This window comes from Peptococcus niger (assembly GCF_900101835.1).
GTDB classification, from domain to species: Bacteria; Bacillota; Peptococcia; order Peptococcales; family Peptococcaceae; genus Peptococcus; species Peptococcus niger.
The window spans coordinates 73,634-98,530 of the sequence record NZ_FNAF01000006.1; the positions used below are offsets into that span (position 1 = coordinate 73,634).

32 protein-coding genes are annotated in these 24,897 nt (G+C 52.9%); 18 read left to right on the forward strand and 14 right to left on the reverse strand.

What is annotated here, in order from left to right; translation table 11 throughout:
* The first annotated feature begins 116 nt into the window (after positions 1-116).
* Positions 117-1,286, forward strand: a complete 1,170-nt coding sequence (locus tag BLQ16_RS06090; RefSeq protein WP_091791859.1) for an FAD:protein FMN transferase — start codon at positions 117-119, stop codon at positions 1,284-1,286.
* Positions 1,287-1,309: 23 nt separating this feature from the next.
* On the opposite strand, the gene BLQ16_RS06095 is transcribed toward BLQ16_RS06090, so the two are convergent.
* The 3 genes from BLQ16_RS06095 to BLQ16_RS06105 all read right to left on the reverse strand — a co-directional run bounded on the left by BLQ16_RS06095 (position 1,310) and on the right by BLQ16_RS06105 (position 4,146).
* Entirely contained in the window at positions 1,310-2,122 is an 813-nt protein-coding gene (locus BLQ16_RS06095) for an ABC transporter permease (RefSeq protein ID WP_091791860.1), read from the reverse strand.
* Positions 2,115-2,762 carry an ABC transporter ATP-binding protein gene (locus BLQ16_RS06100; protein WP_091791861.1) on the reverse strand — a complete coding sequence of 216 codons (648 nt, stop codon included), beginning with the start codon at positions 2,760-2,762 and terminating at the stop codon, positions 2,115-2,117. Before BLQ16_RS06100 ends, BLQ16_RS06095 begins: the two co-directional genes overlap by 8 nt.
* Positions 2,763-2,913: 151 nt before the next feature.
* Complete coding sequence (locus BLQ16_RS06105) at positions 2,914-4,146, reverse strand: dicarboxylate/amino acid:cation symporter (RefSeq protein ID WP_091791862.1); 1,233 nt, start codon at positions 4,144-4,146, stop codon at positions 2,914-2,916.
* A 223-nt stretch (positions 4,147-4,369) separates the two neighbouring features.
* Between BLQ16_RS06105 and BLQ16_RS06110 the strand changes: the two genes are divergently transcribed.
* The 9 genes from BLQ16_RS06110 (at position 4,370) to BLQ16_RS09720 (ending at position 9,779) form a co-directional block, all read left to right on the forward strand.
* On the forward strand, positions 4,370-4,903 hold the full coding sequence (locus BLQ16_RS06110) for a cysteine hydrolase family protein (RefSeq protein ID WP_091791863.1): 534 nt from the start codon (positions 4,370-4,372) through the stop codon (positions 4,901-4,903).
* The gene (locus tag BLQ16_RS06115) at positions 4,896-5,735 is read left to right on the forward strand and encodes a DNA-deoxyinosine glycosylase (RefSeq protein WP_091791864.1); all 840 of its coding nucleotides are present in this window, start codon (positions 4,896-4,898) and stop codon (positions 5,733-5,735) included. The genes BLQ16_RS06110 and BLQ16_RS06115 overlap by 8 nt, the downstream gene beginning before the upstream one ends.
* Before the next feature lie 175 nt (positions 5,736-5,910).
* Entirely contained in the window at positions 5,911-7,050 is a 1,140-nt protein-coding gene (locus BLQ16_RS06120; RefSeq protein ID WP_091791865.1) for a 1-propanol dehydrogenase PduQ, read from the forward strand.
* Positions 7,051-7,259: 209 nt separating this feature from the next.
* Entirely contained in the window at positions 7,260-7,445 is a 186-nt protein-coding gene (locus tag BLQ16_RS06125) for a hypothetical protein (protein ID WP_091791866.1), read from the forward strand.
* A gap of 333 nt (positions 7,446-7,778) precedes the next feature.
* Positions 7,779-7,961 carry a hypothetical protein gene (locus tag BLQ16_RS06130; protein ID WP_091791867.1) on the forward strand — a complete coding sequence of 61 codons (183 nt, stop codon included), beginning with the start codon at positions 7,779-7,781 and terminating at the stop codon, positions 7,959-7,961.
* Between the two features lie 156 nt (positions 7,962-8,117).
* Complete coding sequence (locus tag BLQ16_RS06135) at positions 8,118-8,300, forward strand: hypothetical protein (protein ID WP_091791868.1); 183 nt, start codon at positions 8,118-8,120, stop codon at positions 8,298-8,300.
* Positions 8,301-8,343: 43 nt separating this feature from the next.
* Positions 8,344-8,466 (forward strand): hypothetical protein, encoded by a 123-nt coding sequence (locus tag BLQ16_RS09875; protein WP_278308568.1) that lies wholly within the window; start codon positions 8,344-8,346, stop codon positions 8,464-8,466.
* A gap of 50 nt (positions 8,467-8,516) precedes the next feature.
* Complete coding sequence (locus tag BLQ16_RS06140) at positions 8,517-8,720, forward strand: YjcQ family protein (RefSeq protein WP_242868966.1); 204 nt, start codon at positions 8,517-8,519, stop codon at positions 8,718-8,720.
* Between the two features lie 891 nt (positions 8,721-9,611).
* Positions 9,612-9,779 (forward strand): hypothetical protein, encoded by a 168-nt coding sequence (locus BLQ16_RS09720; RefSeq protein WP_200781891.1) that lies wholly within the window; start codon positions 9,612-9,614, stop codon positions 9,777-9,779.
* Positions 9,780-10,224: 445 nt separating this feature from the next.
* Here the strand turns inward: BLQ16_RS09720 and BLQ16_RS09790 are convergent, their stop codons facing one another.
* Positions 10,225-10,335 carry a DUF2158 domain-containing protein gene (locus BLQ16_RS09790; protein WP_341443782.1) on the reverse strand — a complete coding sequence of 37 codons (111 nt, stop codon included), beginning with the start codon at positions 10,333-10,335 and terminating at the stop codon, positions 10,225-10,227.
* A 399-nt stretch (positions 10,336-10,734) separates the two neighbouring features.
* Here BLQ16_RS09790 and BLQ16_RS06145 point away from each other — a divergent pair, with 399 nt between their 5' ends.
* From BLQ16_RS06145 to BLQ16_RS06155, 3 genes are all read left to right on the forward strand, one after another.
* On the forward strand, positions 10,735-10,917 hold the full coding sequence (locus tag BLQ16_RS06145) for a hypothetical protein (RefSeq protein WP_091791870.1): 183 nt from the start codon (positions 10,735-10,737) through the stop codon (positions 10,915-10,917).
* A gap of 155 nt (positions 10,918-11,072) precedes the next feature.
* A complete protein-coding gene (locus tag BLQ16_RS06150; protein WP_091791871.1) occupies positions 11,073-11,255 on the forward strand; it encodes a hypothetical protein in 183 nt (60 codons plus the stop codon).
* Positions 11,256-11,455: 200 nt separating this feature from the next.
* On the forward strand, positions 11,456-12,388 hold the full coding sequence (locus BLQ16_RS06155; RefSeq protein ID WP_159428010.1) for a DMT family transporter: 933 nt from the start codon (positions 11,456-11,458) through the stop codon (positions 12,386-12,388).
* Positions 12,389-12,768: 380 nt separating this feature from the next.
* Here the strand turns inward: BLQ16_RS06155 and BLQ16_RS06160 are convergent, their stop codons facing one another.
* The 9 genes from BLQ16_RS06160 to BLQ16_RS09655 all read right to left on the reverse strand — a co-directional run bounded on the left by BLQ16_RS06160 (position 12,769) and on the right by BLQ16_RS09655 (position 20,330).
* Entirely contained in the window at positions 12,769-13,182 is a 414-nt protein-coding gene (locus BLQ16_RS06160; RefSeq protein ID WP_091791873.1) for an OsmC family protein, read from the reverse strand.
* 157 nt (positions 13,183-13,339) lie between these two features.
* Positions 13,340-14,152 carry a hypothetical protein gene (locus tag BLQ16_RS06165; protein WP_091791874.1) on the reverse strand — a complete coding sequence of 271 codons (813 nt, stop codon included), beginning with the start codon at positions 14,150-14,152 and terminating at the stop codon, positions 13,340-13,342.
* Positions 14,153-14,243: 91 nt separating this feature from the next.
* Positions 14,244-15,431 (reverse strand): [FeFe] hydrogenase H-cluster maturation GTPase HydF, encoded by a 1,188-nt coding sequence (gene hydF / locus BLQ16_RS06170; RefSeq protein WP_242868964.1) that lies wholly within the window; start codon positions 15,429-15,431, stop codon positions 14,244-14,246.
* 11 nt (positions 15,432-15,442) lie between these two features.
* On the reverse strand, positions 15,443-16,882 hold the full coding sequence (hydG, locus tag BLQ16_RS06175) for a [FeFe] hydrogenase H-cluster radical SAM maturase HydG (RefSeq protein WP_242868965.1): 1,440 nt from the start codon (positions 16,880-16,882) through the stop codon (positions 15,443-15,445).
* A gap of 59 nt (positions 16,883-16,941) precedes the next feature.
* Positions 16,942-17,997 (reverse strand): [FeFe] hydrogenase H-cluster radical SAM maturase HydE, encoded by a 1,056-nt coding sequence (gene hydE, locus BLQ16_RS06180; protein WP_091791876.1) that lies wholly within the window; start codon positions 17,995-17,997, stop codon positions 16,942-16,944.
* Entirely contained in the window at positions 17,987-18,253 is a 267-nt protein-coding gene (locus tag BLQ16_RS06185) for a TM1266 family iron-only hydrogenase system putative regulator (protein ID WP_091791877.1), read from the reverse strand. The genes hydE and BLQ16_RS06185 overlap by 11 nt, the downstream gene beginning before the upstream one ends.
* A gap of 55 nt (positions 18,254-18,308) precedes the next feature.
* Entirely contained in the window at positions 18,309-19,670 is a 1,362-nt protein-coding gene (locus BLQ16_RS06190) for an MFS transporter (RefSeq protein ID WP_091791878.1), read from the reverse strand.
* A gap of 78 nt (positions 19,671-19,748) precedes the next feature.
* The gene (locus BLQ16_RS06195; RefSeq protein WP_091791879.1) at positions 19,749-20,087 is read right to left on the reverse strand and encodes a CGGC domain-containing protein; all 339 of its coding nucleotides are present in this window, start codon (positions 20,085-20,087) and stop codon (positions 19,749-19,751) included.
* A 69-nt stretch (positions 20,088-20,156) separates the two neighbouring features.
* On the reverse strand, positions 20,157-20,330 hold the full coding sequence (locus BLQ16_RS09655) for a hypothetical protein (RefSeq protein WP_159428011.1): 174 nt from the start codon (positions 20,328-20,330) through the stop codon (positions 20,157-20,159).
* A 261-nt stretch (positions 20,331-20,591) separates the two neighbouring features.
* Here BLQ16_RS09655 and BLQ16_RS06200 point away from each other — a divergent pair, with 261 nt between their 5' ends.
* From BLQ16_RS06200 to folK, 5 genes are read left to right on the forward strand one after another with little or no spacing between them, the layout of a single operon-like run.
* Positions 20,592-21,887: a bifunctional folylpolyglutamate synthase/dihydrofolate synthase gene (locus BLQ16_RS06200; RefSeq protein ID WP_159428012.1), complete on the forward strand. Its 1,296-nt coding sequence runs from the start codon at positions 20,592-20,594 to the stop codon at positions 21,885-21,887.
* Positions 21,887-22,441 (forward strand): GTP cyclohydrolase I FolE, encoded by a 555-nt coding sequence (gene folE / locus BLQ16_RS06205; protein WP_341443784.1) that lies wholly within the window; start codon positions 21,887-21,889, stop codon positions 22,439-22,441. The genes BLQ16_RS06200 and folE overlap by 1 nt, the downstream gene beginning before the upstream one ends.
* Positions 22,438-22,914 carry an HD domain-containing protein gene (locus BLQ16_RS06210; RefSeq protein ID WP_091791882.1) on the forward strand — a complete coding sequence of 159 codons (477 nt, stop codon included), beginning with the start codon at positions 22,438-22,440 and terminating at the stop codon, positions 22,912-22,914. The genes folE and BLQ16_RS06210 overlap by 4 nt, the downstream gene beginning before the upstream one ends.
* Before the next feature lie 29 nt (positions 22,915-22,943).
* Positions 22,944-23,765: a dihydropteroate synthase gene (folP, locus tag BLQ16_RS06215; protein WP_091791883.1), complete on the forward strand. Its 822-nt coding sequence runs from the start codon at positions 22,944-22,946 to the stop codon at positions 23,763-23,765.
* On the forward strand, positions 23,752-24,579 hold the full coding sequence (folK, locus tag BLQ16_RS06220) for a 2-amino-4-hydroxy-6-hydroxymethyldihydropteridine diphosphokinase (RefSeq protein WP_159428013.1): 828 nt from the start codon (positions 23,752-23,754) through the stop codon (positions 24,577-24,579). The genes folP and folK overlap by 14 nt, the downstream gene beginning before the upstream one ends.
* 91 nt (positions 24,580-24,670) lie before the next feature.
* Here folK and BLQ16_RS06225 read toward each other — a convergent pair whose 3' ends face one another.
* Positions 24,671-24,880: a hypothetical protein gene (locus tag BLQ16_RS06225; RefSeq protein ID WP_091791885.1), complete on the reverse strand. Its 210-nt coding sequence runs from the start codon at positions 24,878-24,880 to the stop codon at positions 24,671-24,673.
* Positions 24,881-24,897 lie beyond the last annotated feature (17 nt).

The window sequence follows — 24,897 nt, forward strand, 5'->3', positions numbered from 1 at the left end:
ATCCTCAATTGTTATTTTTAAGATATGGCCACAATCGGCCCACTCCCCGGCCATTTGGTTGACAAAAGACTTGCCCTTGTGCTACCTTAACCCTACCTATCATCCAGGAGGGAATCATGAAAAAACAAGTCCTTGCGTTCTGTTTGCTCAGCGCCCTCGTCTTGAGCGCTTGCCACAACGCTACCGATGCGCAAGAAAAAAATACACCGGCAACATCTGACAGCAGCCCGCAACCGGCAACAGCTGTCGTCGATAAAACAGCCTTTGACGACATGGACATGCCCACCATCACCTTCGGTGACAGCGGGTACAGCTCCGCCCCTGTGGCCGCAGATGCGGACGGCTTTGCACTGGACACAACCATTCACATTCGCTTATTCGCCAAGGATAAAGACAGTGCCAAAAAAGCCATGCGGGCCGCTTTTAGCGAGGTGAACCGCTTTAACCGTATTTTTTCCGCCACCACAGACAGCGGCGAAATTGCCCGGTTAAACAAAACAGGCGAAGGCACTTTGAGCCCTGAAGTCCTGGCCTTGTTTGATAAGGCCCTTCAAGTTTACGATGACACCGGCGGTGCCTATAACGTGGCCCTCTATCCGGTGAGCCAGCTGTGGGGATTTCCCACCGGCGATTACCACAAGCCGGATGAGCCGGCCCTGCAAGCGGCCTTGCCCTTGACCAATCCCCACGAGGTCCGGGTGAATCCGCAAACGGGCAACATGCGCTTTACCCGTGCCGGCATGGGTCTTGACTTTGACGGCATCAGCCAGGGCGCCCTCTCAGATCGGCTCATGGATGTCCTACAAGATGCCGGCATCAGTTCCGGCCTGGTCAACATTGACGGGAACGTCCAAGTGCTCCACCGTCACCCGGATAAAACGGATTTCCGGATCGGCATCCAAGACCCCTCCAACGATACCGGATACATCGGCTCTGTCGATGTGAACAATAAGGCCGTCATCACCACCGGCGATTACCAGCGCAGCTTTGAAGCCGACGGGAAAACCTGGCATTCCATTTTGAATCCGCAAACGGGCATGCCCGCAGAAAACGGGCTGAATTCGGTCAGTGTCATCGCCCAAAGCGGTGCCACCGCCAGCGCCCTTTCCCGCGCCCTTTACGTGCTCGGCCCCAAAGAAGCCATTGCCTATTGGCAAAAACACGCCAAGGACTTTGACATGATCCTCTATTATAAGGATGGTCAAGTCGCCGTTACCGGCGGCATCGCCAAACACTACACGGCCAATAACCGTCCCCAGCCGGATATGATCACCGCCGAAAGCTAAACTGACTTGCCCACGCCTTGCCTTTACGGCAAGGCGTTTTTTGATGGGTCCTTGTCCTGCAATAGCTGCGCGGACCGATTGAAAAAAGCCCGCGGCGCCAACTGTAAAAAGACGAATACGGAAAGGGCCACACTGCCTAGAATGCCCAGCATCACCGCAATTTGATAGGTAATGGCCACCAAGGGCGATACCCCCGACAGAATTTGTCCGGTCATCAGGCCCGGCAAAAAGACAATGCCCATGCCCAGCATGGAATTAATCGTCGGCAAAAGACTCGCATCGAAGGCATCCCGCAAAAGAGGCGCAATGGCTTTTTGCGGCGTGGCGCCAAGCATCAACGCCCCTTCTACCAGGCTTCGTTTGGCCTGCAAGTCCCCTAAAAGCCGGTTGGCCCCTAAGGCCACCGCCGTCATCGAATTGCCCACAATCATCCCACCCAAGGGAATAAAATACTGCGGGTCATACCAGGGGTCGTTGCGGATCACAACCCACAAAAAATACACCATACAAAGTCCGGTGCCGGTCAACATGGCCACCGCCACACTGTGCTGCAGTTTCGGCTGTCCAGTCATGTGGGTCCGTTTAAAAATATTAAAAATGGCAAAGACTTCCATAATCGCCAGGATGACCAAGGTTATAATCGGCGCCGGATTGGCGAAAATATAAATCAGGACGTACCCTACCAAGATCAGCTGTAAGGTCATCCGCACTGAAGCCAGTACAAGTTCCTTTTCCCGCCGGATCCCGCGACGATGGGCCAGGAACAGCACCAACACTATAAAAATATAGGCTGCAAAAATTTGCCAAAAGCCCAATTCCATAATGCCTTTACCCATATTGCACCACCCGGCAAGCTGCCACCCGCCCACGCTCAATCTCGATCATAGCATCAGAATAGCGCTCGGCAAGGGACTGGGCATGGGTGACCATGACCAGTGTTTTACCCTGGTCCCGGATATGAGCCACCACCCTGCCGATGACCTCATCCGCCGTATCCCTATCCAAGGCCGCTGACGGCTCATCCAAGAGGTAGACCTCCGGTTGCATCAGCATCACCCGTGCCAAGGCCAGACGCTGCCGCTCGCCGCCGGACAAGTCATCGGGCCTGTCTGCCGGTGACTTGTCCAGCGCCACTTGCGCCAGGGCCTGCCGAAGAACCTCTTCATCAACCGGTGGCAATTCAGCAAAAAGGCGGCCCTGCTGCAAGTTATCCCCAATGCTGCCGGTAAAAATAACCGGTGTCTGCTCCAGCATGACCACCTGTCGACGCAGCTTGACCGCCTCCACATCGGCCAGGTCGTGCCCCTGCCAATAGATCTTGCCCCGGTCTGGGCTGACCATCTTATTCAGCATGCGCAAAAATGTCGTTTTGCCACTGCCGCTCGGCCCAACGATGGACGTGATCCGCCCTGTTTCAATGCTGAGCCGCGGGATGCTTAAAATGCCCCTATACTGCACGTCATAAATTTCAAACATGGCCCTCACCTCTCCCTCCAGTATACACCTTTGCCAATCCTGCTGACCACCGTCACCCAGCGGTTATTTTGCCAAAATAAAAAGGCACGCCACAAAAGTGACGCACCTTTTCCGGTGTTGTTTGTAAGTGTCTTAACCCGACGATAAGGTCTTACTGATTGCCATCCGGCTGGTGACGGCCGGTAATGCGGTCCTTAAAGGTGTCAATAAAGACAGCAATCGCATTGTCGCCACTGACGTTGCAGGCGGTCCCGAAGGAATCCTGGGTCAGGTAGAGGGCAATCATCAAGCTGGCCAAAGCGCCTTCCACCGGAATGCCAATCATCGGCAGGAAGGAAAGGGCACTCATAATGGCGCCGCCCGGTGCACCCGGTGCAGCAATCATGACAACGCCTAAGGTCAAGACAAAGGGAATCATCAGCCCCATGCTGTGGGGCATATTGCTCATCATCAACACGCCTGTAGCGCAGCTGGTGATGGTAATGGTCGAACCGGCCAAATGAATGGTGGCGCAAAGGGGTACGACAAAATCACGAATCCCTTTGGTGACCCCATTTTTCTCGGCACATTGCAGGTTAACCGGAATGGTCACTGCAGAGGACTGGGTCCCAACGGCTGTCAAATAACCTGGAATCTGATTTTTCATCAAGCGCAAGGGGCTTTTGCCGCTGACTGTCCCGGCAACGGAGAACAGGAAGGTCAAGTAAAGGAAATGCAGGATCAAGATGACCACGTAGACCTTCCAGAAAACCTTCAAGACACTCCAGACTTCGCCGGTATAGCTCATTTTGGCAAAAGTCAGACCGATGTAGATAGGCAAAATGGGAATGATGGTCTTGGCCAAGACCAGGTAAACGATTTCCTGCAGGCCGACAAAAATATCTTTCAGCAAATCGCCGACAGACTTAGTATCGTCTCTCATGCGCAGGGTAACAATCCCAATCCCTAGAATAAAGGCCAGGACAATGGCCGTTGTTACGCTAAAAATCGGATCTAGTGTAAATTCCAAATAGGGCTCAATTTCAGTTGCCGAGCTTTCCGTGAAATTTTTGATAATATCAGAGGTGATAAAATGAGGAAAAATGGCTGAGTCAACGGCATAAGCCAGGGTACCGGCAACAAGGGTTGAGCAGTAGGCCAGTAAAACGGTAAAGCCTAAGAGGCGACCGGCTCCACCGGCGGCCAGTTGAGCAATCCCGGCGGTAACAAAAGAAATGATGAGCAGCGGAATGATAAAGCCCAAGTACTGCGCAAAAATATTTGCCACCGTCGTAAATACGCGAATGACTGGCTCATTGACAAAGCTCCCGACGATCAAACCGAGGACAATCCCCAGTAAGAGCCGTGGGACCAAGCCAAATTTTGTTTTTTTCTGTTCGGACAAAGATAATACCTCCCTTATTCATAAACGCTATTTTTACAGACAAGCACCATAAAAATAGTATCTAACTATGCATGTATTTGCAAGTACAATTTGTCTTTTCTCGAAAACTTATTGTCCCCCGCTGACGTTCCCCCTCGACCCCATCAGGCGAACGTGTTACGATGGTGCCAGAGTAGGTCACAACTTTACTATAGCGAATAGTCATCTTACCAGGAGTGATACCATGAACGATATTTTAGTGGTTGTAGATATGCAAAACGATTTCATCACCGGCAGCCTTGGCACCGCCGAAGGGCAAGCCATCGTTGACCGGGTGGCGGACCGGATCCGCCAGCACCAGGGGAATATTTTTGTCACCCGGGATACCCACGCGGATGACTACATGACCCGCCAGGAAGGCCATCATTTGCCGGTCCCCCATTGCGAAGCCGGTACCGAGGGCTGGCAGCTGGTCCCCGCCGTTGCCGATGCCCTGGCCGGCCGGCAAGTCACCTATTTTGACAAGCCAACCTTCGGCTCACCTGAACTGGCCATGGCCCTGAAGGCCTTAGACGATGAAAAGCGCTTAACCGCCATCACCCTCGTTGGCGTCTGTACAGACATCTGCGTCATTTCCAATGCGCTCTTGATCAAGGCCTTCCTCCCGGAAGTGCCCATCTATGTCGATGCCTCCGCCTGTGCCGGCGTTTCACCGGAAAGCCATGAGCGGGCACTGGAAGCCATGGCGGTATGCCAGGTGAACATCAGCCATGCGTAAAACCATTGTTCACCCCCTCGCGCCCTGGATATGGCATGATTCGGAAGTCCTGATTTTAGGCACCCTGCCCTCACCTGAATCACGGCGGCGGGGTCTTTATTACGGTCACCCGCAAAACCGCTTTTGGCCAACCCTGGCAAGGCTTTTTAAGGAACCCCAGCCCTTGCATGCCGATGCCTGCCGTGAATTTGCCAAGCGTCATAAAATTGCCCTCTGGGATGTCTTTGCCCAAGCGGATATTGACGGCGCTGACGACAGCAGCATTCGCCATGCAGAGCTGAACAATATCCCTGCTAAAATCAAGGGCACCGCCATCGGTCACATCTTTTGCACTGGGCAAAAGGCCTGGCAAACCTACCAGGCCAACTGGGCCGATACAATCGACCTGCCGGCAAGCTTGTTGCCCTCTCCCAGCCCGGCCAACCGCGCCCACTGGCCGGATGCCGCCTTGCCGGACGCCTACACCGTCATCAAAGACGCCTTGCACACCCCGGCCCCTTTCCCGGGCGGCCGCAATTTATTTGACCTGTCCCCCCTAGACGCTGACCAAGCGGAGCAAGTTGAAGTCCTGCAGGAAGACGCCGGCTGGCGGATTGAACGCATTGTCAGCCGTGGCCATTGCTCACCTGAAGGTTTTCTTTACGATCAAGCCGATTGCGAATGGGTTGCCGTCTTAGATGGCCGGGCCATTTTAGCCGATGACACCGGCCGCCGCATGGTTCTCAATACCGGCGATCACGCCCTTTTGCCGCCCCACCGGCGCCACAGCGTCATCGACACCACCGACCCCTGCATTTGGCTCGCCTGCTTCCGCAAATCTGCCGAAGCATAACTCCGACAAGCGACCACCTCCACTTCCCCAGCGTGGCATCCTCCGGCAATTACCTCCACTGTCACGCCAATAAATCCGACCGGCAGGGGAGCATCCTTAGGCCCTTGACCCAATTATGCTCCCATCCTATACTGTCTTTAAAGATAAGGTCCGAATAAAGGAGTGTGCCTGTCGAATGAAAACATTTAATATGCGTCCCGAAATTTATTTTAACCGCGGGTCATTAGCCCTGCTGAGCCATTGCCAAGACGAACGTGCTGTCATCGTAAGCGATGCAACCATGGCCCAATTTGGCTATGTGGATAAAATCAAAGCTTACCTGGACCAAGCCCATTCAACTGCTGAAGTTTGGACAGGGGCCAAGCCCAACCCGGATGTGGCTGTGGTTACCGATTGTTTGGCCACCTTACAACGGATCAGCCCCAGCCTATTGATCGCCCTGGGCGGTGGCTCCGTCATCGACACTGCCAAAGCCGCCCTATATATGTGGCGCGCCTTGTGCGACCAGCAGGGCACAAGCTTCCAGCGGCCGACCTTCGTCGCCGTTCCCTCCACCAGCGGTACCGGCTCAGAAGTCACCTCATTTTCCGTGATTACCGATGCAGACGGCAAAAAGACCACCTTAATCGACGCCATGATGGCACCGGATATGGCCATCTTAGACCCGACCTGTACCAATGCCATCCCCTATAAGGTTACCGTGGACACCGGACTGGACGTCCTCACCCACGCATTTGAAGCCTACGTCTCCGTCAACGCCACAGATTTTTCAGACGCCATGGCAGAAAAAGCCGTTCAGGTCGTTTTTGACTGCCTGCCCCAATTAAAAGAAAATCTGGACGACGACACCGCCAGAGAACGGATGCACAATGCCTCTTGCCTAGCCGGCGCTGCATTTGAAAATGCCGGCCTGGGCATTAACCACAGTTTGGCCCACGCCCTAGGTGGATATTGGCACCTGCCCCATGGCCGCGCCAATGCCCTTTTAATTGAAGGCGTCATCCAGTATAACGCCGACCTCAACGGCAGTGCCCAAAACCGAGCCACAGACAAATACGCCCACCTGGCAAAAATCCTGGACCTGCCGGCCCGCACCGCCCGTGAAGGCGTAGTCAACCTCATTGCCGCCGTCACCAACCTCAAGCAGTCCCTCGACGTCCCCTTGGGCATTGCCGGCACTGACATTCCCTGGGATGACTATGAATCCGCCCTGGAAACCCTCGTCACCCAAGCCCTCGCCGACCGCTGCACCCCCACCAACCCACGCACCCCAAGCCCCGAAGACCTGCGCAACATTTTAATTCGCGCCTTCTAAAAGCAAGCATTAGCAGGCAATACAGGAGCGAAACTATCCCAGCAAAAACAGCGTCCCCTAAGGCAAAACCTACCTTGCCTTAGGGGACGCTGTCTATGAGTACCAACTTCCTGTCCAGCCTTCATTCCTTCCATAGATATAAAATCTATGTGGTTTCCCCAAACCAGTACCAGAATAACTAAAAAGAGAACTCTATTAAGGAGAAAAAAATGAAAATAAAACAGTACGACAAGGTTTTATTAAAAGACGGTCGCACGGCTCAAATTATAGAAATCTTTAACGTCGAGGGTAAGATATTTTATTTAGGCGATATAGACATACCCCTGTCAGATGGGAACATAGAGTGGGAAACAGACGATATCCCTGCGGAAGATATAGTTAAGATAATTGATTAAGAGCCAACTTGACAAGTTGGTCATTAATACTAATAATAGTGATGCAACAAGCAGATATTCTCTTAAAGTATATAAAAACAATACAAAAAAGATGCAGCAACTTTTAAACGACAAGCCTGACCGGCTTGTGGCGATTCATAGCCACCCACAGGGCATGATGGTCGGGTATTTGTGTATGAAGTGCACGAGGGATTCGAAAAGATTCTACCCATGAAAATATTCTCATTATTGAAAAGTATAAGAGATTAGGGTATCATGAATTTGTAGCCCAATATGAAGCTTTGAAAAGCTTGAGCGAATCTTATCATTTTTCGATAAAGGAAGTGTTGTAAAGTGACAAAGCGCGCTGAGGCGTATCTAAAAAAATACCCTAAATCGGAGTATCTGTTTATTGAAGATCAAGAAGGCGATCCGGAAAGGGCTAGGTTGTTTCATGAACTTACGGACGAAGAAGCTAAATACGTTTTGAGGAAACAAGGCGCCACTGAAAAAGAAATAGCAATAGCATTTGATTAAAAACCACCTACCAAAAGGCAGGTGGTTTTTGCGTTGAAAGGAGATAGCACATGGCCAAAAACGTCAATTTGGGGTATAATGAATATGAAGCTCAGCTTAATGCAATGCAGGATTTAAGTCGATCATATAATTTCACACTTAAGGAAGTGATTTAATATGACGGAAAGGGCAAAAGCATATTTAGAAAAATATCCTACCCCAGAGATTCTTGTGATTGAAGACCAAGAAGAAGACCCAGAAAGGGCTAGACTTTTTAGTGAGCTACCTGACGAAGACGCAAAGCAGGTTCTGCGACACTATGGTGTAAAAGAAGAGGCTATAGCGATAGCATTTGATTAAAAGCCACCCAACCCGGGTGGTTTTTGCGTTGAAAGGAGAGTTTATGGCCAAAAACGATTACCACGTCATCGTCTACTACCTGCTCAGCTATTTATACGACTGCCTCAAGTGTAGAAAGCTTTTGGACAGGAACGTTATTCGGCTAGAAGCTACTCGGAAGGGATAGACCCGCACTACTACCGCTATATTCTTGACTATTTACTGAAAGACGGCCTAATTGAAGGGGTATCCATACATGAGGTGCCCATTTTAGGCCAGCGCAATGCCAGTCAACTGCGCGGCTTAGACGATATGCGCATTACCCCGGCGGGCATCGCCTACCTGCAGGAAAATTCCATGATGAAAAAAGCCTATGAGACCTTAAAGGCCATGAAACATTTATTTAAGCAAGGTAATCCACCATCTCCCGTGCAGGGTTAAGCACAATGTGTTTGATACCGTTTCAAAATGTGGTATAATCTAAGTAAGACAGAGCCTTTGCCGCCTGTCAAGCGAAATCAAGGTCATAGTATTTATGACACAAAAAACCACCGGGGCCATCCGGTGGTTTTTTGTTTAGGCTGGCTGTCATTTGTTTTCTTCACTGTCCAGCCATTTGCAAATATAGCGGCTAACTACACTTGCCATGACAGTAAAGATTAGCGAAATCAAGTTTTCCAGCATTTACGACACCCCCTTCCGTTGCCGGAATGGGAATGACAACGCCAATAGTATACCATAATCGACCTGGACAAGTCGGTAAAAGGTCTTTTTTGTATGCCAAAAATTGCTTGCCTAACCTAAAACGGGAGCGTCCGGTCATGGCGACGACCTAAAAAGCCTAGGCGTAAAAGGAAACTGCAGCGCCGGCGTCAAGCAGTACGAAAGCGTCGCTATCCGCACCTCCATCATCTGCCAAGAGATAGATACGGACAGACGTATTTAACCGGGGCAAAGGATTATAAGGAGTGGGTATCTGTTTCCTCTGATAATGGCTATAATAAGGATAAAGGCATTATATTTATCCCTAAATCAGTAGATGCAAAAGCTAGAAACTATGACGTTTTGGCTCCCGCGACTGGGGAAGTATTTAACTTTGAGGGCACCTATTTACAAAACGTAAAAATTTTTGTGGGGTATAAAGGCGTTAAGCCGCTAAGAAATGCGGTAAAAGAGGGGCTTGCACAACAGTATGGTGGAACCCCCGAAGTGGCAACATGCTAAAGCCTATGGGGTTTTAGATGTCTATGATGATGAAGTTAAAGCTGAAGTACACTGGTTTCAGGAGAAGACAGTCGGTAAGTACAAATTCAGGGTGAAGAGGTGGTTAGAGTGAAAGTCCGATACATCAAGGAAACGGAGTTTCTTGTTTGCACAAAAAATAAAGTTTATGAAGTATTAGATGAAAAAACTTTTAAGCACTCCACTTGGTATCAAATTATTGATGATTCCGGAGAGGCTTACTGGTATCCAGCTCATTTTTTTGAATTAGTAGCATAAGCCACCCTCACCCGGGTAGCTTTTTGTTGAAAGGAGACAGCACGGCTATTTTGCCGGAGTATCTAGGGATCAGTAAACCTAAATGGAAGCAGCTAATGGCTATGTTGGTCAAAAAACGGATACATTGAAGGCGTGGCCATTGCCTCCATTGTAGGCGCACGAGCCTTTTAAAGTAACCCCCCCATATTACTTAAAAAAGCTTAGAATACCCACAGGAAAATTCCATGATGAAAAATCCGCCAACCTTACAAAAGGCATAGCAGATATCATTTATAATGAAGTTATCTCTTATCTCCCGTGTCGGGTTGAGCACAATATATTTGATAACCTTTCAAAATGTGGTATAATCTAAGTAAGACAGAGCCTTTGCCGCCTGTCAAAAGGATATTGCAGTTATGCGAACAGAAAAACCCACCGAGGGCAAGTCGGTGGGTTTTTTGTTGGGCTAGTTGTCACTGTGCTTTTCATCTAGCCACTTGCAAATGTAATGGCAAGTTACATTTGCCATGATGGAAAGTAAAAAGGATATTGCAATCGTCATGCGACCACCTCCCATCTATTGTCAGATTGGAGGGTGACAACGCCAATAGTATACCATAATAATCTGTCCAGTGATCCCCAACGCATTACCTATACAAAAAAGATGCGGCAACTCTTAAGCGACAAGCCTGACCGGCTTGTGGCGATCCATAACCACCCACGAGGCATGCCGCCGAGCGCATCCGACATTAACACTGCCGCTAAGAATAAATATAAGCGCAACGTTGTCGTTGAGCATGACGGGCGGGTATGAGTGTATGAAGTGCACGAGGGATTTGAAAAGATCCTACCCCATGAAGACATTCTCATTATTGTCAAGTATAAAAAATTAGGGTATAATGAATACAAAGCTCAGAAAAAAGCGCTAAAAGAACTAGATCGGAGACATAAGTTTGGTTTTAAGGAGCTGTAGTAAATGACTTCCAGAGTGAAAGAATATTTTCGTAGATACCCAGAGCCTGAATATATTTGTAAAGAAGACGGAGTTGGAGATCCTGAACGTGCTGCTTTTTTTAACTCATTAACAGAAGAGGAACAAATCACAGTATTAGAACAGGAAGGCGCTCCCAAGGATATAATTGCATTTTTACGCAGCTAAAAACCACCTACCAAAAGGCAGGTGGTTTTTGTGTTGAAAGGAGAAACACATAGCCAAAAACGTCAATTTGGGGTATAATTAATACGAAGCTCAGCTTAATGCAATGCAGGATTTAAGTCGAGCATATAATTTCACACTTAAGGAAGTGCTCTAGCATGACGGAAAAAGCAAAAGCTTATTTAGAGAGATATCCTGACCCAGAGATTCTTGTAATTGAAGACCAGGAAGGGGACCCGGAAAGGGCTAAACTTTTTAATGAGCTGCCCGACGAAGATGCAAAACAAGTTCTACGGCATTATGGTATTAAAGAAGAGATAATTGCATTAGTATTTGACTAAAAACCACCTACCAAAAGGCAGGTGGTTTTTGTGTTAAAAGGAGAGAGCCTTTGGTAAAAACTATTTTAACCGGCTCAATCGCTTTTTTCTATCCCGGATGTCTCACATATTGTAAAGCTACAATTCTTTATTTTTTTCGTCCATGGGTCGCTTGAAACCGCCCATCAGCTATGCTACCCTACTCACAGGGGGAATCTTCTATGACAAAAGAGCAAAAACGCCGGCTCGGCATGTTTTTAACGCTGTTTGCAGCCATTTGTTGGGGATTTTCAGGCACTTGCAGCGAATTTTTATTTAAAACCCGCGGGGTATCCAGCGAATGGCTAACATCTTTTCGCCTCCTGGTATCCGGCGTTATTTTATTGACGCTGACGCTCATTTTTTATTGGCGTGGTAAGGGAGAAAATCCCTTGAAAATTATTTTGGACGCCTACGATGCCAAGCGTCTGTTTATTTTTGCCGTTTTCGGCTTAATGACCGTCCAGTACACCTACCTGGTCGCCATCAGCCTGACCAACAGCGGCACCGCCACCGTCCTGCAATATTCGGCACCCATCTTTATTTTGGCCTGGTCCTGCCTGACCTTTAAACGATTTCCCTACCCTTTTGAAGCGGTGTCCATTATCTGCGTATTGGTGGGCGTATTTTTATTGGCCACCCACGGCAACCCGACCAACCTCGCCCTTTCTCCTAAAGGCCTCTTTTGGGGTTTAATTTCCGCCTTTGCCCTGGCCCTCTACACCGTATTGCCCCAGGGCATTTTAAGCCGTCACAGCGCCATGGTCGTCACCGGCTGGGGAATGCTCATCGCCGGGCTGGTTTTCACACCACTCGTCCGCCCCTTTGGCGAGGTCATCACCTGGGATGGGGGCATGGTTTTTGGCGTCTTTGGTTTGGTCATGGTCGGCACGGTCATGAGCTTCAGCCTCTTTCTATACGGCGTCAGCTTAATCGGCCCGGTTCGTGCCTCCCTCCTGGCCTGTGTGGAACCGGTGTCCGCCGCCCTCTTTTCCCATTTTTGGATGGGCACAAGCTTCACACCTATGGACATTGCCGGCTTTGTGATCATCATCTTTGCCGTACTGGTCTTAACCCGTCCAACCCCCGCTGAAAAAGCGGCGCAAAGGGATTGACCCACCGGAATCACCCGTAGCAAAGATTGTACTATTGAGGTTAACCAGCTGAAAATAATGACAGCAAGAGATCTGCCGAAAGAACAAAAAAACAGGGACTTCACCCTAGCAACAGATGTAAAATCTGTTTGGTTTCCGCAAGGCGGTACCAGAGTGGCTAAGGTGAGCGACCCTGTTGATAATGCAACTATATCACCGATCAACATAGACGTCAACAGTAAAAATGAGGCGCAGACCGCCATATCCCCGCACCTGGAAAGGCTTATAGAGCGGAGCAATAAACCTGTATTCTTATACCCTAGCGCTTACCAAAAAAATAAGCCTGCAGCCGAAATATCGACTGCAGGCTTATTTTTTATGCAGAACAAAACACCGAATTCTTATTCAACCACATTTTCCAAAATGGCGCCGCCATTAAACATTTTTGTGTAAGGGCTCGTGGTCTGTGCTTTTTCGAGGAAATCTTTGATTTCTTCCTTGGTCAGCTCGGGAGCGTTAACCTTGCAAACAGCACGAACGCGCATGGTGCCTTCATAGTTCGGGTCATCTTCCAGGTAAACGGTGACAATAAATTTAACATCGCTTTTCTTACCGGCAGCTTCCATGTGATAGAGGAAAGCACCATTGTAGCAGGATGCGAGAGATGCAGCGAAGAGCTGTTCCGGATTGGTGGCACCCGGTGCCATTTTTCCATCTTCGCCCGGCTGGTCAAGTTTAAACGTATTATCAATGGCAACAGATTCGCCGACGCGGCCACCAACGTTGGTAAACTGAGTTTCATAATGTACGGCCATGTGTATATCCTCCTCGATATTTTCCCTTTGATATTCAATAATAATTGCTTTCGGTTCATATATACCCCTGCCACTCTTTTTTAATCAGCCGATTTAATTTTTAGGTCTTATTTTAATCACAGAAAAAGCGCATCGAGCAGTTCGATGCGCTTTTGAACTATTGACGGCGACGCAATAGGGCTAAGCCGCCGGAAACCAAGAGAAGACCGAGCGGGGCCAGTGAGCCGACTTGACCTGTTTTTGGAATAACTTTGGTGCTGCTGGTCGGCGTTGTGGTTCTGCTGGTGCTTGCGGTGGGTCTACTGGTGGTTGTGGCAGCCGGTTTTTGGGTGGTTTGAGTCGCTTTATTGTCTTTGTTGTCTTTGTTGTCTTTATTATCCTTGTTATCTTGCTTATCTTTGTTTTGCGGATCGGTTGTTTGGTTGCACTGTTTATCAGATTCAGATGGTTTGGTCGTCTCGCCCGGTTTGGCCGGATTTTTCTCATCTGGTTTGGGGGCCGTTAGGGTGGCCGTTTCTGCAGTCAAGCGAATGGCACCAGTTTTATCCAGGCTCACACGAATGGCAGGTGAAGTCGTGCCGACTTGGGCCAAGGCAACCACTTGGTAGCTGAAGTAGCTGCCATCGGTGTCTTGACGCGAGAGATTCTGCCAGGAGGTATTGCCGTTGGCAGTCACTTTAATGGCCTCACCGACATTTTCCCATTTGCCGTCTGTTTTTGCCCGGCGTAAGATCAGCTTGTCTTCGCTTTTGACTTTTGCTGTAATGGTCAGCCGGTCGGTCATGGTGCCGGGCTGGACATCCAAATAAAAATTCGGCTGTTCCACGCGGGCCGTTTGGCTTGTTTTCGGCGTATCGGTACCCGTGGTCTTGGTGGCATCGGCTGCCGGCGTTGAGGCAAAGGCAGTCGCCGAGCCGAGGGACAGCATAAAGGCCGCCGCGACGCTAAGGGCCAGAATTTTTTTCAACATGATTTTCGCCTTCTTTCAATAAGATTATCCATCAACAATCTTTGTATCATAGGTTTAGTATATTTGACCGACCAACCGTTGTCAAGAAAATCTAAACCCCTTGACCGTCGGGCAAAACCACGCGGGAAAGAATACCGGTCAGGGCCGCAATAGCCATGCCATAATTGGTCATCGGCACGGAAGCGGCTTCACAGGCAGCAATCCGCCCCAGGACATAGGCCCGGGTAAACATGCAGGCCCCACAGTGGATGACCATGTCGTAGGCCGATAAATCGTCAGGAAAATCTTCACCGCCGACGATGGTCAAGTCAAGATCATCGCCCAGTTTTTGTCGCAAGAGTCGCGGCAGCTTCACCCGCCCGATGTCTTCTGCCGTCGGTGCATGGCTGCAGGCTTCGGCAATTAAAATATGCTGGGGCGCCGGCTGGGCCAGGAGCCGCTGGGCGCCACGGGCAAAGACATCGGCACGTCCCTTGTAGCCGGCAAATAAAACGCTGAAAGAGGTCAGCGCTGTTTCCGCCGGGCACTGGGCTGCCGCCGCCTGAAAGGCCTGGCTGTCGGTAATCATCAAATCCGGCGGCGTTTGCAAGGCCGCCAGGACGGCGGCCAGGGTTTCCGGCGTGGCGCAAATGGGAATGGCCGAACGGTCGAGCAATTCGCGGATGGTCTGCACTTGCGGCAAAATCAGGCGTCCTTTGGGGGCCGCGCTGTCTTGAGGCATGACCAGGACCACGCGACTGCCGGCCTGGACCAGGTCCCCGGTGATAAATACCTCCGCTTCTTCCGGCAGTGCCTGGGCGACGCCTTGCCGCAAGTCCTCAAGGCCTTGCCCGGTAACGCTGCTGACCAGGACTGGAGGCCTACCGAGCGCATCAGCAAGAGTTTCCGCCAGACCTGCCCGGCCGGGCAGGTCTGCACCGGCAACAAGGGGCAAGGCTGGGCCGGCGGCGGTCAAGGCCTGCCACCAGGCCATTTCTTCTGCGTCGCCTGTGGTGAAGAGCATCAGGCTCAGGTTCATGCCACGGGCCAGGGCCTCTGTCTTAGCCACCCGCTTGGCCCCCAGGTCCCCCACATCGTCAAACCCGGCCGTATCAATCAGGGTCACCGGGCCGACCCCCCGCCATTCGAAATTTTTCCGTAAGGCATCCGTGGTGGTCCCCGGCGTATCGCTGACGATGCCGGCATCCTGGCCAAGTAAGGCATTGAAGAGAGTCGTCTTGCCGCTGTTCCGCCGACCGAATAAGCCGATGGTCAGGCGTTCACCGGCAGGCGTTTCCATAAGGCCGGCCATTAGAAGCGAAAGTCCCGTTGGCCGGCGTCAATGTCGTTGATGTGGTCTATGGTAATCCGACGCACTTCCTCGTTGTCAATTTGCGCCAGCTGGTCGGCAATGACTTTCTCGCCGGCGGCAACGGTTTCATCTGACGCATAATCGTCCAAGTATTCTTTTAAGGTCATCAGCGCATTCGGCAGACAGCAATTCTGGATCTGTCCGCTCTTGCACAAGGCCATAAAGCGGTCGCCCGTCCGTCCGGCGCGATAGCAGGCGGTGCAAAAGGACGGGACATAGCCCAAATCCATCAACCAATGGACCACTTCGTCCAGGCTGCGGGTGTCGTTCACATCAAATTGGGCGCTGTTGTCCTCCGGTTTTTCTTCTTCCGCATAACCGCCTACGCTGGTCCGGGAACCGCCGCTGATTTGGCTAATGCCCACCTCCAGACACCGCCGCCGGGTTTCCTGGCTCTCGCGGGTGCTCATAATCATCCCTGTGTAGGGGACGGCAATGCGCAAGGCCGCCACCAGCTGGACAAAGCGATCATCGGTCAAACTGTTGTCAAAGGTTTCCGGATCAATATCATCTGCCGGCCGCACCCGGGGCACGCTGATGGTATGGGGGCCAACGCCAAAGACGGCCTCCAAATGTTCCGCGTGCATGAGTTGGCCGACAAATTCATACCGGTAGCTTTCCAAGCCGTACAAAACGCCTAGGCCCACATCGTCAATGCCGGCCTGCATGGCCCGGTCATGGGCCTCTGTGTGCCACTTGTAATCGTGTTTGGGGCCGCTGGGATGGAGCTCTTCATAGTTTTCTTTGTGGTAAGTCTCTTGAAAGAGCACATAAGTCCCGATATCAGCCGCTTTCAACCGCTTAAAGTCCTCCACCGATAAGGCGGCGATGTTCACGTTGACCCGACGAATGGCACCGTTTTCATGCTTGGTGTTGTAAATCGTATGGATGCAGTCAATAATGTAATCCAGCGGATTATTGACCGGGTCTTCGCCGGCTTCAATGGCCAGGCGCTTATGCCCCATATCCTGGAGGGCGATAACTTCTTTGGCCACTTCTTCCTGGGTCAGTTTTTTGCGGCGGATGTTTTTATTCGGCGCATGGTAGGGGCAGTAAAGGCAGCCATTCACGCAGTAGTTGGACAGGTACAGGGGAGCCATCATGACAATGCGGTCGCCGTAGAAGTCCCGCTTAATCTCTTTGGCCAGCGCCATGATTTCCTCTACTTTTTCCGGAATGTTACAATCCAGCAGCAAAAGGGCTTCCCGGTGGTTCAAGCCCTTCCGCTGGCGGGCTTTTTCCAGGGTCTGGTCAATCAGCGCCACATCATCACGGTGGGCATCCGCCCAGGCCAGGCAATTTAAAATTTCCTGGTGGTTGATAAAGGCGTCTGCATCCATAGACGCAGGATCATAAGTTATCTGTTCTCTTGTCATCATTAAAACTCCTCTCTTACGAGTCAGCTCTCGCTTCCTCATCAGGTCCTCTTCCTAGCTTGTCAAAAATCAGGGTGGTTGCCCTTGTCAACGGCCACGCTGTAGCCGATTTGGGCCAGTTCAGCGGTTAAAAGGGCCACGTTTTCAGCTGCCTCCGTTCCGAAAGCCCGCTTGCCATCGTACAGGCTGTAGGCCCGGCGCACCGATGGGGGCGATAGGTTCGGCATGATTACATTACAGCCGGATGCGATGCCGGCTGCGTGCCCGTGCGGGTGCAGGGTTGCCAGCGCAGTCGTGGCCGGCAGCAGGACCTTGGGCAGGAGCAGGCGCACCAGCGCCAAGACCACCAGGGTCTCGTCAATGCCCCCGGCCGGTTCATCGGCAAAGGGGGTGGCGTGGTGGGGGATAAAGGGCCCCAAGCCCACCATCTGAGGCTGAAAATCCTGCATGAACAAAAAATCTGTGACCAGTTGGTCAGTGCCCTGCCCGGGCGAACCAATCATCATACCGCACCCGGCCTGGAAGCCGATGTCCCGCAGGTCGGTCAAGGCCTGCATCCGCCGGGCATAAGACATCTCCGGCGGGTGGAGCCGCCTGTAATGCTCCGGGTCTGCCGTTTCGTGGCGCAAAAGATAGCGCCGGGCGCCGGCGGCATAAAGGGCTTCATAGCTGTCACGACGCCGTTCTCCCAGGGACAGGGTAATCACACTCTCCGGAAATTGCGCCCTTAAGTCTTGGATAAAGGGCCGGAGCCGGTCATCGGTCCAATAGGGATCTTCGCCCCCCTGCAAGACAAAAGTGCGGAAGCCGGCGGCGTAGCCTTCGGCACAAGCCGCCGACACCTCTTCCGGCGTCAGCCGATAGCGGCGGACTTCCCTATTTTCCCGGCGAATACCGCAATAGTAGCAGTTGTTCCCACAAATATTGGTCAGCTCAATTAAGCCGCGCAAATAGATGCGGTTACCATAAGTCTTCTGCGCTGTTTTCTGGGCCATGGGCGCCAGTTCGCTTAAAAAGTCCGCCGCCTTGCGTTCATTTAACAACAGCCGCCAATCCTCTTCAGAAAGGCGGCCCTGGCCAAGCAGGCGATCCAGTGCCCCAGCCAGGTCAGCACGCATCGCAGTTATTTGATTTTTCAGCGTAACAAACCTTGGCGTTGATCCCCTTTAAACCGCCGATTTTTCCCGACAAGGCGCTGATCTCCGGTTGCGGCGCATCCAAGGCAATGGCAATGATGTTCATTTCTTTTGCCGGGTAAGGCAAGCCCAGACGACCGATGATGGCGTCGCTGTATTCCGACAAAAGGGCGTTCAGTTCGTCGACCTTTTCCTTATCGTGCACAATAATGCTGAGCAGTGCCACACGTGTTTCCATGTCAATCCCTCCTCTTTCTAGATGGTAGGACCATTGTAGCATATGACTGATAATTCTAAAAGGTTTTGTCTCCCTCTTTGTCCCAGCGGTGGGACAGGGCCCACAGGGCCAGGAGCAAGAGGCCGGCCACCAGCATGACATTGATGAGGCTGCCGAACATGGCCGCCGTCATATCGCCCACGACAACCAGGGCCAGGGCCACCCCGGCGCTGATGGCGCCCAGGTAACGAGAGGACTGTAAAAGCCCTGTCGCCATGCCCATATAGGCCGGCGGCGTATGCTGCATGAGCGCCAATTGAATGGTGACATTTAGCGCACCGTAGGCCAACCCGGACACCGCCATCAAGAGCACTAGGACCGTCAGCCCATGCCCTAAAAAAGCCCAGCGGAACAAGCCCCCGGCCAGCGCCAGCACCAGCACACCGAAGGCCATCGCCTTAGCGTATCCGAACCGGTCTGAATGCCGCCCGGCCAAAGGCCCGGCGACCATCGAGACTCCGGCACAGGAGAGCATGATCAGTCCCGTTTTCCCCGGCGGAAAGCCCATCACCGTCTGCAAATACAGGGGCATCCCGAAAAAGATGATATAATAATAGCCGTTCATAAACCAATGCATCAAGAGGGTCACGCCGATCATCGGATGATCGTGAAACAATTGTAGGTCAATAAAGGGGGTCGCCGTTTTTTGTTCCCGGCGCACAAAGTAGACCAGGGCGGAAAGGCCCAGGATCAGGAGCCACCAGGCCACGCCCCTTTCCCAACTCAGCAAAAATTCCACAAAGGCCAAGACCGCCATGGTGAAATAAAAAACACCCGGCAGGTCAACTTCTTTTAAAAGCCCTGCCTTCAGGCGCAAGGCATGGGCATCACTCGGAAAGTACCGCCAACAGAGGAACAAGGCCAGAAGTGTGACCGGTATGTTCACAACAAAGATGCCCTGCCAGGCCCATAAGGCAATGGCCAAGCCCCCAATGGACGGCCCAAAAGCAGCCATGGCCGAGTTAACTGTGGCCATGACGGCCACCATCTCGCCTTTTTCAGCATTGTAAACCCGGCGCACCGTTGCATTGGCACAAGGAAAAAGCGGACTGGTGCCCAAACTTTGACAAATGCGCATGACCAGCAGGAAAACAAAGGTCGGCGCCAGCATGCCCCCTACCGCCGCCGCTAAGGAAAGGACCAGCCCCAGCATAAAGAGCCGTTTATGCCCGGCCATATCGCCCAAGCGGCCCATCAAGGGCTGCCCCACCATGCTGGCCACATAAAATGCCGTCACCAGCCAAGACACCGTGGCAAAGGAAAGGGAAAAGTCCTTTTGAATGTTGTACAGTGCCAGGGCAATCATGGAGCTGTTCAGAGGGTTGAGCATCACCCCCAAAGACATACCGGCCACCGCCGGCATATGCGTAGCTTTCATCTTACAACCTCCTAACGATGCCTATTGTAGCACGACCTTAGGCACAAAAAAAGACCGCTGCATGCGGTCTTTGACCCCCTATTCATGGGTAAATTCAATGAAACGGCCCCCCTCGCCAAGCTGGGCCTCCACCATTTGCTTCTGCTTGGCCTTGAAAGGACAGGGGTAGCCGATGGGGTTGCCCCGGGAGATACAGCTCGCCAAGGCAATGGCATCTGCCCCCCGCTTGACCAATTCGACGGCGCGGGCATTGACCTGTTTGCCCGGACAGCCACCACAGCTGACCATCCCGATGAGTTCAATCGGTTCATCTTTAAATTGCTCAAAATTGTAGAGGTGGTGTTGAGCCCCTTGCAGGCATTTGGTGCCCGGACACAGGTGCTCCGTCTGTTGACAGCGAATAATACCCAGTTTCATATCCAAACCTCCTCTGTATCGGCCCACCGGCCGCCGGCTATGCGGTTTCCCCGCAGAAAGACCGGCCGACTAGTCCTCGTCCGGTGCTGCCGGTTCCTCCGTCGCCCCTTGTGCCGCCGGCTCTGCCTCCAGGGCGGCAAAAAAATTCAACAAGCCGCGGCGGACGTCTTCTGCACAAGTCATCTCATCCCCTTCATCAGCCGAGCAAGCCGGCTGATGTTCACCGCTTGTTTGATCATCCATCCTCATCCCTCCTCTGTCTCTTTACCATAGGGCTTTTTTCTCTTTTTGGCAAGTGAAATCGCCTTGCGTCAAGGCCGCAAGCGTGCTATGATTACATCAATTGCAATAGATCTTAGTTCATCATGCGTGTCGGGAAAATCCCGTGAGTGTCAGCCGGACGAGGGGGTGCCGCTGAACGAATGCGTCAGCTGCGATATGATGAACGCTCCCGAAGACCATCAATGTCCTCTCATGCAGGGGGCTTTTTTTTATGGAGGAAATGTGAATTATCAAGAAGCGCGTCATTTTATTGAAGAACATGCCTGGCGCGGCTCTGTTTACGGCGTCGATACCATGGCCCACCTGGCCGATTACCTCGGCCACCCGGAAGAAGACCTGCACATCATTCATATTGCCGGCACCAACGGCAAAGGCTCTACCGGGGCGCACCTGGCGGCCATTTTAGAGGCCGCCGGCTATGTAACCGCGTCCTATACATCACCGGAAGTGCGCACTTATTTGGACCGGTTTCAGGTCCAGCGGGCCCCGGTTGCCGAGGCGGCTTTTGCCGCCGCCCTGACAAGGGTTGCCGAGGCGGCCCGGCGGATGGCCGATGACGGCCTGCCCCATCCCACCGTATTTGAAATGGAGCTGGCCACCAGCTGGCTCTTGGCACCGGTTGATGACCAGGCCGTCTTTCTTATGGAAACCGGCCTGGGCGGACGTTTGGACGCCACCAACGTGGTCCAAGACCCGATTTTGACCGTGATCACCGCCATCGGCATGGACCACACCGCTCTCTTGGGGGACAGCTTGGCTGCGATTGCTGCTGAAAAAGCCGGTATTTTTAAAACCGGCGTACCGGCAGTCAGTTGGCCGCAAGCCCCTGAAGCAGAGGCGGTCTTGCGCCGGCAGGCGGCGGACAAAGAGGTCCCCCTCGTCTTTTTGGCGCCAAGTGACGTAGAGGCCTGTGGTGTCGTTGACGGCCAGGAAGGCTTTAGCTACCGGGGTCATCCCTATGCGACTGCCCTGCTGGGCGTCCATCAAGCGGTCAATGCCGCCGGCGCCCTGGTCTGCGTGGAAGCCCTGCGAAAGCTTGGCTACTGCATTGACGACAAGGCCTGCCGCACCGGTCTGGCCGATACCCGCTGGCCGGCCAGAATGGAAAAACTGCCGGTGGAGATGCCCGTTTATTTGGACGGCGCCCACAACCCGCCGGCCATGGCTGTTTTGGTGGAAACCATGCAGCAAATTGCCCCTCAGGGGACCTGGCGCCTGGTCTTGCATATTTTTAAAGACAAGGACGCTGCAACCATGCTCAAATATCTGAACGGCGCAGTGGCAGAATTGATCATTACAGAAATCAAGACCGACCGGTCCCTGGCTGCAGACCGCTTGGCTGCCCTAGCCCGGCAATATGCGCCGCACTGCCGCATCACCCTGAAACCGCAGCTGCAAGACGCCGTTACCTATCTATACAAGAGCGCCCAAGCGAACGATTATTTCGTCATTTGCGGGTCGCTCTCTCATTTGGAACAAGCTCGACAATTGCTATTGGCAGAAAGTGAGGCCCTATGATCAATCAAGAAAAAGCAGAGCAGGCGGTGAGAGATTTGCTGGTCGCCCTAGGTGAAGATGCCGACCGGGACGGCCTGGTGGAAACGCCCAAGCGCGTTGCCAGCATGTACGCCGAACTCCTTGCCGGCCGGGATACAGACCCGTCTGTCCACCTGAGCAAACGCTTTCCCGTTGAACACAGCGGCCTGCTCTTGGAAAAAGACATTCCTTTTTACTCCCTGTGCGAACACCATCTATTGCCCTTTTACGGGGTAGCCCACATCGCCTACCTGCCGGGCAAGGAAGTGGTCGGCCTGTCTAAGCTGGCCCGCACCGTTGAAAGCTTTGCCCGCCGTCTGCAACTCCAGGAGCAGATGGGCGAACAGATTGCCGATGCCATGATGGCCGAATTGGCCACCACCGGCGTCATGGTGGTCATCACCGCCGAGCACCTTTGCATGACCATGCGCGGCGTCAAAAAACCGGGCAGCAAAACCACCACCATTGCTACCCGAGGCTGTTTTACCGATGACCTGGCGCGCCAAGACCAAGTGCTGGCGCTGATTGCAAGATGAGTTACATTGCCCGCCTTATGGCCTTAGAATCTTATCGGCAAGCGTTGACGGCCCTGGAACGCCGCGAAGCCGATCGCATCTATTGCAAACACGACTTGGATCATTTTTTGGATGTGGCCAGAATCACCCTCCTCCTCTGCCAGGCCCATGACATTGAAGCCGACCGGGACAGCGTTTACCTGGCCGCCCTGATGCACGACCTGGGCCGCTTGGATCGGGATGAAGCAGACCACAATGTTGCCGGGAGCGTCTTAGCTGCCCAATGGCTGGATGCCATCGGCTTTCCGAAAGACCGTCAAGAGGTCGTCCTAACCTTGATTGAAGAACACGGCTGGCCGGGGAAAAAAGCGCCGGCCAATCTAAGCGAAGCCTTTTCCCTGGCGGATTCCTATTCACGGGCCTGTTATTACTGCCCTGCGGCCGACAGCTGCTTCTGGCCGCCAGACCGCAAGAACACCCACCCCATCTACTAATGCCACCCCGACTCACCTCAGGAGGTCTTATGAAGATCGGTCAACATACATTTGATTTTGAACACCATGGCTACATCATGGGCATCTTAAACGTCACCCCGGATTCTTTTTCCGACGGGGGCCAATGGGTCCAGCAGGACCAGGCCCTGGCCCATGTTGAGGCCATGATTGCCGAGGGCTGCGACATTTTAGACATTGGCGGTGAATCCACCCGCCCCGGTCACCAGCAAATTTCCGTTGCTGAAGAATGTGCCCGTATCCTGCCCATCATTGAAGCGGTCAAAGCCCGCTTTGACCTGCCAATCTCCGTTGACTGCTACCGGGCTGAAACCGCCCGGGCCGCCATCGATGCCGGTTGCGATATGATCAACGACATCTGGGGCTTAAAGTACGACGAGGCCATGGCCGGTCTGATCGCTGAAACCGGCGTCGCCTACTGCCTGATGCACAATGACGAAGCGCCCCGGTATGAAACCTATCCACAAGCCGTTTGGGACGATATCTCGCACCAGGTTGACCGGGCCTTGGCCGCCGGCTGCCGCCGCGACCAGTTGATTCTAGACCCGGGCATTGGCTTTGCCAAAACCCGCCCGCAAGATGCCCAGGCCGTCCACCATTTAGATGACTTGGCCGCCCTCGGCTATCCGGTACTCCTAGGCACCTCGCGCAAGCGCCTGCTTGGTAGTATCGTTGACCTGCCGGCCCAGGAAAGGGACCTTGCCACCGCCGCCACCACCGTTTACGGTTATTTGAAGGGCGCCCGGATCTTCCGCGTTCACAATGTCAAAGTCAACAAAGAAGCCTTGGCCGTGGCCATGGCCCTGGAGGACGACGGCCATGGATTATCTTAACATTGAAGGCCTGGTCGTCTTTGCCCACCACGGCGTTTTTCCGGAAGAGAACAAGCTGGGCCAGCGCTTTGAAATCAGCGCCCGCCTGGACCTGGTCACCAGCCATGCCGGCATGCAGGATGACCTGTCGCGCAGCGTTGATTACGGTGCCGTCTGCCACAGCATCCAAGACTTTTTTCAGGCCCACCCGGTCAAACTGATTGAAACGGCAGCAGAGCAATTGGCCCGCCACTTGCTCTTGTCCTTTCCGGCCCTACACACGGTCGTCCTGCGCATTGCCAAGCCCTGGGCGCCCATCGGCCTGCCCCTGGACCAGGTATCCGTCAACATCACCCGTGGCTGGCATCCGGTGACCGTGGCCATGGGCAGCAACCAGGGCGACCGGTTGAAAAACTTATGCGATGCCCTTGAGGCCTTAGACCGGATACCCGGCATCCGCGTAAAAAAAATTGCCAGCTTTATTGAAACGCCGGCGGCCGGCCGCCACAATGAGCCGCCTTACTTAAACGGTGCCGTCCTCTTTGATACCTGCCTCCTGCCCCGGGAATGCCTCCGCCAGCTCCAGGCCCTGGAAAAGGCCGCCGGCCGTCAGCCTGGTGAGAAGTGGAGCACCCGGCCCCTGGACTTGGACATGATTTTTTACGATGACCTGATCAGCGAAAATCCACGCCTCTACCTGCCCCATCCCCGGTATCGGGAAAGGGACTTTGTCTTAAAGCCCCTCAACGACATCATCCCCTACCACAAGGACCCCTTAACAGGCGAAAACATCCAGGCCATCCTTCAGGCCCGGCAACTGAAAAAGGGCCGCTAAAAAAGCGCGGGAGAAGTACAGCAACTATAACACAGCCCCCAAAAGTTGGACCTAAGTGCCATCTTTTGGGGGCTTTTTTTACCCTGAATGCTTAAATCAACCGCCATATTCTTGGACGATAGGCGGCCGGCCTCCCCGGTAAGGGTTTCTGCTGGTCCGTTTTCTTGTCGGCTGCGATCAACTGGGCTGAAATAAGCTTGGTGAAAAGGCTTAAAAAGGGTGTCCCAGTGGGCCATCGCTCTTCATGCTTATCCAAAGCCGGTTTCCACCGCCAATTTTTCAGAAAGGCAAATTCGACCATAAAAAAATACCGACCTC